General features: G+C 32.7%; 14 protein-coding genes. 7 read left to right on the plus strand and 7 right to left on the minus strand.

Translation table 11 applies throughout. From position 1 onward, the window contains the following. The first annotated feature begins 212 nt into the window (after positions 1–212). The 5 genes from FJOH_RS20790 to FJOH_RS20805 all read left to right on the plus strand — a co-directional run bounded on the left by FJOH_RS20790 (position 213) and on the right by FJOH_RS20805 (position 2,613). The gene (locus FJOH_RS20790; protein WP_012025995.1) at positions 213–797 is read left to right on the plus strand and encodes a hypothetical protein; all 585 of its coding nucleotides are present in this window, start codon (positions 213–215) and stop codon (positions 795–797) included. A gap of 77 nt (positions 798–874) precedes the next feature. Beyond that, positions 875–1,246 carry a hypothetical protein gene (locus tag FJOH_RS20795; RefSeq protein WP_012025996.1) on the plus strand — a complete coding sequence of 124 codons (372 nt, stop codon included), beginning with the start codon at positions 875–877 and terminating at the stop codon, positions 1,244–1,246. Positions 1,247–1,293: 47 nt separating this feature from the next. Next, the gene (locus FJOH_RS27065; RefSeq protein ID WP_012025997.1) at positions 1,294–1,431 is read left to right on the plus strand and encodes a hypothetical protein; all 138 of its coding nucleotides are present in this window, start codon (positions 1,294–1,296) and stop codon (positions 1,429–1,431) included. Positions 1,432–1,618: 187 nt separating this feature from the next. After that, positions 1,619–2,062, plus strand: coding sequence for a hypothetical protein (locus FJOH_RS20800; protein WP_012025998.1), 444 nt, complete (start codon positions 1,619–1,621; stop codon positions 2,060–2,062). A gap of 20 nt (positions 2,063–2,082) precedes the next feature. Beyond that, positions 2,083–2,613 (plus strand): hypothetical protein, encoded by a 531-nt coding sequence (locus FJOH_RS20805; protein WP_012025999.1) that lies wholly within the window; start codon positions 2,083–2,085, stop codon positions 2,611–2,613. An 80-nt stretch (positions 2,614–2,693) separates the two neighbouring features. Here the strand turns inward: FJOH_RS20805 and FJOH_RS20810 are convergent, their stop codons facing one another. Continuing rightward, on the minus strand, positions 2,694–3,950 hold the full coding sequence (locus FJOH_RS20810; RefSeq protein ID WP_012026000.1) for a retropepsin-like aspartic protease family protein: 1,257 nt from the start codon (positions 3,948–3,950) through the stop codon (positions 2,694–2,696). 280 nt (positions 3,951–4,230) lie between these two features. After that, the gene (locus FJOH_RS20815; protein WP_235023064.1) at positions 4,231–6,690 is read right to left on the minus strand and encodes an LGFP repeat-containing protein; all 2,460 of its coding nucleotides are present in this window, start codon (positions 6,688–6,690) and stop codon (positions 4,231–4,233) included. Positions 6,691–7,059: 369 nt separating this feature from the next. On the opposite strand from FJOH_RS20815, the gene FJOH_RS20820 reads away from it, so the two are divergent. Continuing rightward, positions 7,060–7,476 carry an OsmC family protein gene (locus tag FJOH_RS20820; protein WP_012026002.1) on the plus strand — a complete coding sequence of 139 codons (417 nt, stop codon included), beginning with the start codon at positions 7,060–7,062 and terminating at the stop codon, positions 7,474–7,476. 59 nt (positions 7,477–7,535) lie between these two features. Beyond that, the gene (locus FJOH_RS20825; protein WP_012026003.1) at positions 7,536–8,306 is read left to right on the plus strand and encodes an alpha/beta hydrolase; all 771 of its coding nucleotides are present in this window, start codon (positions 7,536–7,538) and stop codon (positions 8,304–8,306) included. 174 nt (positions 8,307–8,480) lie between these two features. On the opposite strand, the gene FJOH_RS20830 is transcribed toward FJOH_RS20825, so the two are convergent. From FJOH_RS20830 to FJOH_RS20845, 5 genes are all read right to left on the minus strand, one after another. After that, positions 8,481–9,452, minus strand: coding sequence for a hydrogen peroxide-inducible genes activator (locus FJOH_RS20830; protein ID WP_012026004.1), 972 nt, complete (start codon positions 9,450–9,452; stop codon positions 8,481–8,483). A gap of 318 nt (positions 9,453–9,770) precedes the next feature. Further along, on the minus strand, positions 9,771–10,496 hold the full coding sequence (locus tag FJOH_RS20835) for a siderophore-interacting protein (RefSeq protein WP_012026005.1): 726 nt from the start codon (positions 10,494–10,496) through the stop codon (positions 9,771–9,773). Positions 10,497–10,577: 81 nt separating this feature from the next. Beyond that, positions 10,578–11,426 (minus strand): AraC family transcriptional regulator, encoded by an 849-nt coding sequence (locus tag FJOH_RS20840; RefSeq protein WP_012026006.1) that lies wholly within the window; start codon positions 11,424–11,426, stop codon positions 10,578–10,580. Between the two features lie 85 nt (positions 11,427–11,511). Further along, a complete protein-coding gene (locus FJOH_RS27070) occupies positions 11,512–11,670 on the minus strand; it encodes a hypothetical protein (RefSeq protein WP_159436645.1) in 159 nt (52 codons plus the stop codon). A 30-nt stretch (positions 11,671–11,700) separates the two neighbouring features. Then, positions 11,701–12,237 (minus strand): DUF6934 family protein, encoded by a 537-nt coding sequence (locus FJOH_RS20845; protein WP_044048470.1) that lies wholly within the window; start codon positions 12,235–12,237, stop codon positions 11,701–11,703. Positions 12,238–12,240: the final 3 nt, after the last annotated feature.

Raw genomic sequence — 12,240 nt, forward strand, 5'->3', positions numbered from 1 at the left:
TATAATTTTTTAGAAATAAATCAAATTATACTTGATAAATTACTTAAAGGAGAAATAAAAAAAATAGATGATCTACAAAACTTACAAAGAGAAAACAATAATTTTTCATCTTCTCCCTCTTACATAATTTTTTATTACAAACAAAAACAAAAAGATTGAGATGAAGAAGCAACAATAATTGAATGCATATTTATTAACTTATAAATAATAAAATGAAAAAAATAATTTTGTTAGCCTTTACAATTTGCACTATAAATTCCTGCAAAAAAAAAGAATACATTACCATTAAACAAATTGTTTCAGATCAAATAGTTACTATTACTCCAAATCTAAAAAAAATAGATGCAAAAGATAGTGTCTCAATTAATATTCCAGCAGAGTTTGAAATTGAAACATATGACTCTTCTTTAGAATCCATTAATTTATATTACGTAATTAATCAAAAGAATTTAATGCAAATTTCAGAATTTGAAATGTTTATTAGTAATAATAAGCCAATAAATAATTTAAAGTTTTATTTATCAGTAGAAAAACCACTTAGAATTATTCTTAGAGAAAAGAATCATTTAATATCAAAGAATTATGCTCGAGAATTATTAAAACGGTATAATATAAATAAATCATTAGAAGATTTTAAATTAGGTGACACAATAAAATTAGTTTCTTACAATCAATTTCGAAAAGAAAACTCTTTCATTTTAAACGACTTGAGAAAAGTGGGGGATACTGTAATTATTACAACGAGAAAAAAGGGCGAGGAAATTTATAAACCAACAAAAATTAAAATCAATTGGTAAAAAGCTATGTAAAATTTACCGCCCTACTAAACAGAATTAACAACAACAATTAAGCAAAATAAATTAGACTAAAAAATATGAAATTTATAGTTGCCTTTGTGCTTTTAACACAACAGTTCGTTTTCTCTCAAGAAAAAAATATTGAATATTTACCTTTAAATAAAGAGAATTTTCAGGTTAAACCTAATTCAGTAACTTTTAAATTTTCTGTTGTAGCCACTAAATATAAAAACCGCTATGATCTTGCCCGAGACACAATATTAAAAGAAGGGAATTATATAATTAAATACGATGATTTTTTTACAAAATTTTCAGTAAATAAGGCTGGCAAAATTGACGGAAAACTTGATGAAAAGTTTATAAAGCGTGGTGAAATATTTACAACTAAATACCTCGTTAGAGATGGATTTATATATAAAGCTACTATGTACGATTCAACTGTAATCTAATTACCGATAGTGATGTTTATTATTGTGGAAACACTATTGAAGTAGTATTGATTACAGCAAATGGTGAAAAAAAAATAACAATTGAAACTCCTGCTAAAACTGAGATTAGAAAATATGATAAAAATGGTGTTTTGTTAGATGAAGAAATATGGAATAAAGCTGGAATAGGATTTCCTGGTAAATAGATTAGGAAAAGGGGATTTTAAAAACTTTTAATTTAAAATTTGGAGATACAATTAAGTTGATCCCTTTAATCAATTAATAAAGGAAAAATAAAAAAACTTGAAAATTAAACTACGTTAATGACTCTTTAAAGCCTCCTTGATTTAAGGAGAGTTCTTATCACTCAACAAAAAAATCAATTGGTAACTTATGAATGAAAAAATAGAATATATTTTAAATCAATTAACTGATAAAGAACTTGCATATTTTTTAAAATTTAAGGTTCCAACTTATGTCAAAACGACACAAACAGATATATTAAAATATATTGAGTATAAGAGAAAAATAACAAAGTCTCAACTTTTTTCCTTAATAGATAAAGATGAAATTACTTCCAATAAAGAGTTCTTAATATGTAAGAGATGCGGTTCAGACAAAATGTTTGCTTATGATGTCAAATGGCATATTCCCATTACACATTTTAATGCTGAAAATGAATTTGCTAGTCTGTATCAAAGAGCTACAGGTAAAGATTACAATAAATTAAAAGTAGAATGTTTTGTATGTGGAAAAATTATTATTAATCCTAACAATGAAAGGCTGTCTTTTTGGGAAAAATTATTAAAGTTTTTATCTCTAAGTATATTATCCTAAAAATAGATTTAAAGTTATTTATGAAAAAAACATTAATATTATTATTCAGCTTTTTTGTGAACTTAATACATTCCCAAAATAAAGCTGAAAATTATACTTTAACTCAAAAGAAGATTGAGCCTTGCAGAATTTCGATCAATGATTCGGTAAGTATTTTTAAGGTACATGAAAAGCTAAAAAATGTTGATTTCGATGTTCTTATTAAGACTGAAAATGTAGTTACCCAAAAATGCGTAGATCAAAAAATAGGAAATGAAATTAAAAATGCGATAAACACTAATCAGAATACAGTATTTAAGATAAATAATCAAATTATTAAAGATTTTAGAAATTCAAATTTTAGCAATTTAATCCCAAACAAAATAAGTCTTATTGAAAAAGGCAATTTTAAAGTTTTGATTTTTGAAGCATACAACTTTTCATATTCAACTATTGGAAATGGATATATCAATTTTTGCTTTAAAATAGATTCAAAAGGAAAAACTGTAAACCAAAAAATATTGGAATCAAAATTACCAATGGAAGTTAAAAAATATCAAAACTTTTTTTAGGCTGAAAAAAATCTGTGATTTTCCTAAAAGTCCAAATAAGACCATCAAAAGAAAAATTCAAAAGAAAAATTCAAAAGAACCTAATCCTCCAACCTCAAATAATTACCATCAAAACTAATCACAACCTTTTCAAATTGTCCCAATACATCCTGCCCAATATTTCCAAAATTAACTTCTCCATAAACGCCATAGTTCTTTTGGTCGATTTCCATTTTTGGGAGTTGAATTAGTTTTTTTCCAAGATAGAGTTGCTGGTCTTTTAAAACCAAAACTTCTGTAGAAACCACTTCTGCGCCAGCGCTGGAGGATTTAGAGGTTTCTAAAGCACCCATGCGGTCAAGATCAGTTTTGAAGGTTTCGTAAAACGCTTTGTTGAAAAGACTTTCTTTTGCTCCGCTGTCAAAATTAAACGGCAGGGTTTTGCCTTTATACGTAAGCATTACAATCGCTCTGAGTTCGTCTACAAATAAGTTTTTTTCGGTTGTATTGGTCTCTAATTCTTTAGAAAAGGTAAGTTTATCTTTTTCAATCGTAATCGTTCCTAACTCTTTTACTATAGGAAAACCAATAATTCCGTTAATGACATAAGCGCCGTCTGCAAACGTAAATGCCTTATCAGGATATACTAAAAACACGGCATTATGAATTTTCAATTCACCTAAATTAATTTCGGGTGCTACGCCTATACGAACTTTATTTTTTTGTCCCGTAAAACTCGCCACCGAAATATTATTATCCGGCAGAATTTTAACTCCCATTTTCTTCGCCACACTTTCGGTAATACAGCTGATTCCTGCTCCGGTATCAAAAACAAAACTGCAAAGTGTATCGTTTGCTTTAACTTCGGTTGTAATTAAACCTGCTTTGTCTTTTACCGCAGCAACTGAAATTGTAGAAAATTTATCAATTGTCTGTGAGCGTGTATTGCGTAAAGTCTGCCAGATTCGCTGTGTGTTTAATTCGTCCTGAAGTTCGTCTTCGGTATACTGTTTTTGAAATTTAAGCGTCAAAACTTTAGAAGCCGTATAAGCTAAATTGTAATTAAAGAGTTTGATATAGTTATCATTTTTCAGCTTCGCAAATTCGTAACTATTGGTAAGTTCGTTGTTTTTCAAACTGTCCAAATACTGGTTTGACAATTTGGGTTTATTGCAGACATTGGCATATAGTCCTTTATAGAAATAATAATCTTTGCCTTTTTCCTTATTGTTCAAACTATCCATTTTAGCATACTGATGCTGTTTGCTTAATTGTTTTAAACTAATGTCGGGGTTGGTTTGTCCTAATGCTGTCTGCATTGTAAATAAAAGACAAAGTAAAAGTTTGTTATAGTTCATTTGTCTGATTTTTTGAATGTTAAATATAGGAAAAATCTAAAGATTTAAATTTCAATATTTAAAATCCAAATTGTTTTGTTTCAAGTTGAAATGCGAATAGTTTAACCGCAAAGTTCGCTATCCCGATAGCTATCGGGAACGCAAAAGTTCGCAAAGTTTTTCAGCATATAGCTTTGCAATCTTTGCGCTTTTACAAAGCCTTATGAGTAAAAAACTTTGCGTGCTTTGCGGTTAAAGCATTTACATCTCACAACTTGTTCATTTAACCTTTTGCTTTTATCTATCTTCTGCCTCTAAAACCGCCGCCACCTCTAAAGCCTCCGCCGCCAAAACCACCTTGATGCTGGAAGTTTTGGAAATTTCGGGTTTGCGACTCTCCACGGTCTCTTGAAAAAGCTGAGCGGTCGAGATCTTTTGTAATGTCTGGACGTCCGGCTTCGCCAAGAGGCTTATTTGGTTGTCCGAGAGTTTGATCTGCTTTAGGGAAATTATCGCGCTGGGTTCTGTCTCCTAATCGGGTTTCACCGCCTAGGTTTTGTTCCGGTTTCGGCAAGTTATCACGCTGAATCCTCTCTCCTGCTTCATTTGCACCCAATCCCTGATTCGGTTTATTACGCTGAATGTCTTCACCTGATTTTTTGGATGAACCTAAAGTTCCTGCTTGAGTCCAGCCGCCGTTTCCATTGTTATAATGGCTCCAGTTTCCGTTAGCATCTCTTTTATAGACATGTCCGTCATGACCAGCATATACATTATTGTTGGTATGAATTGTGGTTCCTCCGCCTCTACGATGTGTAATTACGCCTTTATTTCCGCCAGAAGTTTCATAGCCAATTGCAGTACCGCGTCTGGTTGTAATATGTCCTGTCTGCGCCCATTGATTGCCATTTGTGGCAGCAGAATGTCCCCATTGTGCATACGCATTATGTCCCTGATTGGTTCTGACATAATTTCCCGTCCACGGATTGTAGGTACTTGCAGCAGTTCTACCGCCATACCATCCCTGAACACTTGCAGAGCGTCCGTATCTTCCTGTTGCGGGATTGTACCAGGCCGAAGTTCCAGCCGCACCATAAGGTCCGTACACACGTCTTCCGACAGCATAACCACCCGTCCACGGATTGTAAACTGCTCCTCCTCCATAGGCATACGGCCACGGACGATAAATAGGATACATTCCGCCATAATACACATAAGGCGGATAATACCATCCTGTACCATACGTTAATATTGCGCCTACCGTTGCACCAATAATAAAAGCCCCAAAATAACCGGCTGTTGTACTGCTTTCTACAGTAGTATCGGTTGTCGTTTGTGTAACGTATGTCACATTATACACAGGTGAACTCGGCGGAATGGTATAAATTTCTTTCGGAACAGAATCACAGGTTTTCCAAGGTCCGTTAGGACTTGTCGACATAAACCAAACGGCCTGAAAACATAAATAATACAAATCGCCTACTTTTATAATTTTTTCCTGGGTGTTGCTTGCATACTGCATTTTTGTACCTTCAATAGGTTTAAACTGAGGCGCTCCGTCGTAGTTTACTTTTACTTTGGCTTCGGCATCAGATTTTTTTAAAATGGCCGTTGTAGGAACCTGCGATAGCATTACGGCATCTTTGGCTTCCTGTGTTCCGGGAACAGACGACAATACATTAGCACGCGGTGAATTTTTAGGAATTTTGGCAAAATCAGCAGGAAGGCTGTTTCCGGCATATTTCCACGGTCCTGTTAATTCTTTAGAACTAAACCATCTTCCGGATAATAATACATAATACTGTCCATTGGCTTCGTCAGCAAAAACATCATTTTCGGTATTGTCTATGTACATCAATTTGGTTCCATCGATTTTAATGAATTTTGGATTTCCGTTTACGGCAATTAATTCAGCAGGTTTATTGCTGTAGAAAACTTCTGGTGCTGTTCCGGTTGAAGGTGGCGGAATCATTTTTTTTACATCATCAAAATTTTGTCCGGCTGGCAGATTAATGAGACCGGCAGGCAGTTTGGCGGTTTTAACCCATTTACCATCTAATTTTTTTGAAGTCAGCCAGACATTTTCAGCCAGCAGAGAATATTCTTTTGCTGTTTTATCAAAAAATAAATCCCAGTTTGTATTTACTACATATTGTATATCTGTTTTTTCTACAGGCACTAAAACGGGTTCACCCTGCACGATCAACAAAACTGCCGGATTTGTGCTGTAAAAAATTGCCGGAGGATCATTTTTAGCTGTAATTCCTTTCGCCGGACTTTTGGTTGCGCTTAAATCTGCCAGAATACGATCTACCGAAATAGGATCACCGCTTACGGGCAGTGTTTCTTTAAAGAGTTTTTCCATTTCGGGAACTTTCTTTTTGTCCAGAGCGGGAAATCGGACATCGGTTACCTGAAGGTTTTTAATAAAAGCACTTCGGTTATCTTTATCTACCAATGTTTCGGCTTGTAAAGAAGCTACGCCCAAAACCTGTTTGCCGTCTTTTGGGGTTAAAGAAAAGGCAACACGGGCTGTAATTTCTTTATAATCTTTCCAGTCATCGACCTGAGGCTGATAATAAACGAGTTTTGTACCGTTATTTTCGGCTTCACGAGGCCAGCCGTTATCTGCAATTAATGTAGTATCAGCGGTATCTGACTTTACATTGTCTGTATTGGGCTGATCTGTAGTTTTATCTTTTTTGCAGGAGAACAAAACTGAACTTAAACAAACTACAAGTATTAGAAAAGCTTTTTTCATAAATTTAAAAGTTAGATTATTCATTAAAAATTTATTCTCAGGGGTATTCCTTTAAAATTGTTTTGAATAAAATTAAATTTACAGAAGATATAAAACTAAAAATCAATCGTTTAGTTGGTTTCAAATTCTAACTTGAAACCAAATATTATATAAATGATCCTTCTTTCTTAAATATTTACAATTTACCATAACAAAAATTTTATCAGTAAAAATTTTGTTATGCCCTTTAAAACCTAACATTATAATTTATTTTTATAAACAATAAAAATTATTAATTTGATTAATAACAACCTTCATTATACCTTTGTCTCATCAAAATCAAAGAAATGATTTGATCATCTTAAAAAATAACTTTAAAAAATAGAAATCATGAAATTTACAAGAAGAGCAAACGCAAACTGGAAAGGTACTGGAATGGAAGGAAAAGGAACCATTAGTACTCAAAGCACAACTTTAGATAATGCACAATTATCTTTTAAAACCCGTTTCGAACAAGGTGTTGGAACAAACCCTGAAGAATTAATCGCAGCGGCACATTCTGGATGTTTTACAATGCAGTTAAGCTTTTTATTATCTGAAGCCGGATTTGTACCAGAAGATTTAGACACAACGGCTAAAGTAACTTTTGAAGATGGAACCATTACTTTAATTCAACTAGAATTAACTGGAAAAGTTCCCGGAATCTCTGAAGAAGATTTTCAAAAAACAGCTCAAAAAGCAAAAGAAATTTGTCCAATTTCGAAATTATTGAACACTGAAATTACTTTGGCGGTAACGTTGAACTAATTTCAAATAAAACAACACAACAATCTAAAATCTAAAATCAACAATCTAAAATTTTAAAAATGAAAACAATTAAAAGCTATTTAGCATTCGCAGCAATAATTTTTAGTCTGGTATTTACAACAGCAAATGTAAACGCGCAGACTGCTCCACAAATTAAAAACGTAGTATTGGTACACGGTGCTTTCGCAGACGGTTCAGGATGGAAAGGTTTGTACCAGATTTTAACTAAAAAAGGATATAATGTAACGATCGTTCAAAATCCGTTAAGTTCTTTAGAAGATGATGTTAAAGCAACAAATTTAGCTCTTGACAAACAAGACGGACCAACAATTTTAGTTGGTCATTCATGGGGCGGTACTGTAATTACTGAAGCAGGAAATCACCCAAAAGTGGCGGCTTTAGTTTATGTAGCGGCTTTACAGCCTGATAATGGCGAAAACTCAATTCAATGGTTACAAACAGCGCCTCCAGCTCCTGAAAATGGTGTACTGCCTCCAGATGATAAAGGAATTGCTTATTATGACAAAGCTAAATTTCACGCTGGTTTTGCAGGTGATTTAAGCAAAGAAGATGCTGATTTTATGTTTGCTTCGCAGGGTGCTTTTCATGCAAACGGTTTTGGAACACCAATTACTAAAGCAGCATGGAGAACTAAACCTTCTTACGGAATCGTAGCTACTGAAGATAAAAGTATTGTTCCGAGTATTCAGTTTGCAATGTACAAACGTTCTAATACCAAAATCACTGAAATAAAAGGAAGCCACGTGGTTTTTATTTCTCAGCCGGCAAAAGTTGCTGATGTGATTATTACTGCATCTAAAAAACAGTAATTACTTTGAGCTGAATGTTTAAAAACATAAAAACATAGCTTTTTACACTTAAAAAGGCGTTTCACTTGTATAAATGCACATAGCTATGTGTGCTAAAACAAGTGAAACGCCTTTACATACAAAGAAAAGCTATGTTCCTATGTGTTTAAAAAACTTGATAATTGTAATAGATATTTAAGAAACTTTACTAATCGCTTTTACAAAATACGGCGAATCGTTCCAGCGGATTTTCCTGTAGGCAAAATCTTTTTTGAGTGATTCAGGAAGACAGTTCCAGATGGCTTCGTTCATTTTTTCGAGTAAGAGTTTCTTCGAAAAAGAATCTGAAACTACTAAACTTATTTCTCTTACCGGAATAGGTTCTTTAAAAGGTTTAAAAAGCTCCGATTTTGCTTCGTTTAAAATAGAAAGCTGCGGTATAATTGCAAATCCTAAATGCGCGCGAACGAGATTTTTTAGGGTTTCTATTGAATTGATATCATACGTAAATTGTTCTTTAATTTTATCTGATGATTTTAATCCGCAGATATCCAGAAGCTGTGCATTGTAACAATATTCATGATGCAGCAGCAGCAGTTCGGTTTTGTCTCCCGGCTGAAGTTCATAAAAATCTTCTTTTGCCATTGGGTGCGATTCATTCAAATAAGCTACAAAAGGCTCTTTAAAAATAACATGTTCGATCAAATTGGGATTTCCTGTTGGTGTCGCCATAATAGCTGCATCAATCGCACCTATTTCTAAATCTCTCATTAAATGTCCCGTATATCCTTCCTTAATGATGAAATGTACTTTTGGCGCAGCTTCTTTCATTGCTTTAATAAACAACGGAATCAGGTACGGAGATAAAGTCGAAATAATACCCAGTTTTAATTCTCCTTCGAGAAGATTTTTTTCGTTGACCACAAAATCCCTGATTTCATCAGCTTCACGAAGAATTTTTCGTGCTTTATTGATAATTTCTGTACCAAGAATTGTAGGCGTTAAAGGCACTTTGTTTCGGTCGAAAATCTTGATTCCTATTTCTTCTTCAAGATTTTTTAACTGAATTGTTAATCCTGGCTGTGTAACCATACAGACTTCGGCTGCTCTTGCAAAATGGCGCTCTTCATCTAAAGCTACAATATATTTTAACTGTTGAATGGTCATTGTTTCTAAGTTTCTAAGATGCTGAGATGCTAAGGTACTAAGATTTTTTACTTTTTTATTGGAGAATAAACTTTGCCAAAGTTCAAAAAATTTGACAAAGTTGGTTCGAATGTAAATATTTGTAAAACTTTAACATTATTCTCAAATCTGTGTTATAGCTTTTATCGTACATATATGAAATGAAGTTTGGGAATGGAGTAAATTCAAATGGAGTAGTTTTTGGAGCATGTTGGGTTTATCATTCCTAAATTATCATTATCAAATCAAATAACTTCAACAAAAAAGCGATCCTAATAGATCGCTTTTATTTTTTATAAATCAAAGTCCGACTTTGCCTTCTGCCCAATAGGGCTGGGTGTGAATATTTTTATTTGAAACACCTTTTTCCCGCAGTGCTTTTCGAAAGGCCTGAATTGATTTTGCATTTCCCATTAAATAGAAACAGCCTTTTTTCCATAATTCCCAGATTTCGGTATCCAGATTATGAAGTGATTTTATTGCCCATTCTGCTTTATTGACTGATTTTGGAACAATATCTACAATAAGCCCAAGCTTTTTAGGAATATCTGCTGAAACTTCGTCTAATTCCAGAATCCCTAAATAGTTATTTTCGGTTCGGTTAATTTCGTCTTTCATACTCTTAAAAACGCTGATACAGGTTTCATCTCCAAAAAAGAAATGGTATTGGGCTTCATTATTAAAAATCTTAAATCCTCTTGGCATCCCAACGGTAATCTGGTCGCTGGGCTTTAGATTATTGATAAAGGCACTTCCTGGTCCGTTATGGTGAATATGAAAAATGATTTCAAATGTTCCGTTTTCACTGTCCCATTTACTGGGAGTATAATTTCGGTAATTGGTGTCGTCAATTCGTATAACAACTGCTTGTCCGAGTTTAAATTTAATATGCGGAAAATTTCCTTTAAAATTGATTATTTTGATATTTGGACTTGGTGTTTCTATTGTCGTAACATTTACTTTACAGATTTTGTTCGTAAAAGTCATTTCTATAAAATCACCAATAATTTTAGGCATTGAACTCATAATTTTCAGGTTTTAAAATTCAATTCAAAATTGAAGATAAAAGCCTGAAAAGACATTGAATAATAAAAGGCAATGATTGGACTATTCGCGGAATTTTTTACGAAAAGCAAGCGGGGTTTCTTTTGTAATTTTTTTGAATAAACGCGAAAAATAGGTATGATCCTGAAAACCGAGTGCAAAAGCAATTTCTTTTACTTCACTTTCTGCATAATACAATAATCTTTGTGCTTCGATAATCATCGCATTTTGAAGCCAATAGGTAACAGATTTACCAGAAGAAGCATTGACACAATCATTTAAATGTGAGGTAGTAATATTTAATTTCTTTGCAAAATAAGACGGACTTTCGAGAAAAGTACGATCTGTAATTAGCTTTTTAAAATTAGCATAAATAACAGCCGACTGGTTTTTAAATTCTTTTACAGGGCTTTTTGATTCTGCATATAAATTGGCAAAATGATAAATCAGGGCATTAAAAAGTCCGTTAATAATTTGTGTTTTATTTGAATTACTGCTTGTAAAAGAGCGGTGCAGCAGTTGAATGATATTTAACAGTTCTTCTTGTTTTACCGGATCAATTACATTGAGCTGTTCTGAAACTGTCAGACTTTGAAAAACTTCCAGACAATTATTGGGAATAAGAAAAGGTGCAACGCCAATATAATATCCTGCCGCATCTGGTGTTCCATCCTGCCCGTGATGAATTTGAAGCGGTTTAATCATCAATATATTGCCAGCATTTATTTCTATATCGATCATATCACATTTAAGCACGGCATGACCGTTTGTAAGTACAAAAAATATAAAGAAATCATCACGATGCGCCTCTAATCTGGTTTCAAAATCAGCCAGATCATCGGGAGAATGATAGGCGATAAAAATACCGCCTACAGCATCCGGACTTTGATTATATATTGGTATTTTTTTCAATGGTTGTGGTGTTTTTTATAATATTCAAATTTCAACAAAAAAGCGATCCTTTTGAGATCGCTTTTATATTTTTTTTAAATTAAAATTAAATTGGTAATTTAACATTTTCCAAAGTCTTCTGTGCAAGTGCCGTTTTCTCAGGAAATAAATCTTTTCCTTTCACTTGATCCAAAATTTGAATAAGCCTATTTTTTGATTCTTTAGATATAGGAATCACATTTATTTTTTTCGCTTCTTTTTTCATGATAATCAATCTTGCTTCATACAAAATTATCTATTTTTTCTTATAAATTAGTATTGCAGTGTAGTTATTTTTAGGCACATACTCAACAAATATTTTCAATTCATCATCAAATCCATAAAACACATAATCTTTTAAAAAGTGTTTGAAGTTCTTGTCTAAAAAATAAGTATAAATTCTAATACGTCTATTTTTATTCTTACAGATTTGATTACAATTTTTAGAACATGTATTTCTACACTCTTTTTCAAATGAAGCTTTGCTATCGCTTCCTTGAAAATAGATGGGAAAATCTGGATTATCTTGAAAAAATTTTGGTATTGTACTTAATACCGTATTAAATACTATTCTTACATCTCCATTATTACTATTCTCTTTATCAGAAATACTTTTATTTTCTAAATTGTAATCTCCAAAACCTAAATTGTAAAACGTTTCATTGTTTTTGGTTTTCATTTTTGAATACTGCACAGCTTTGAGAATTTTTCTTTTACCTCTTGTTTCAAAAAAATATTGGATGATTGAATTTTCTATTGAAAATGCAGTATAATAAATATCAATATTGATCAATTT

The organism is Flavobacterium johnsoniae UW101, from assembly GCF_000016645.1.
GTDB classification, from domain to species: domain Bacteria; phylum Bacteroidota; class Bacteroidia; order Flavobacteriales; family Flavobacteriaceae; genus Flavobacterium; species Flavobacterium johnsoniae.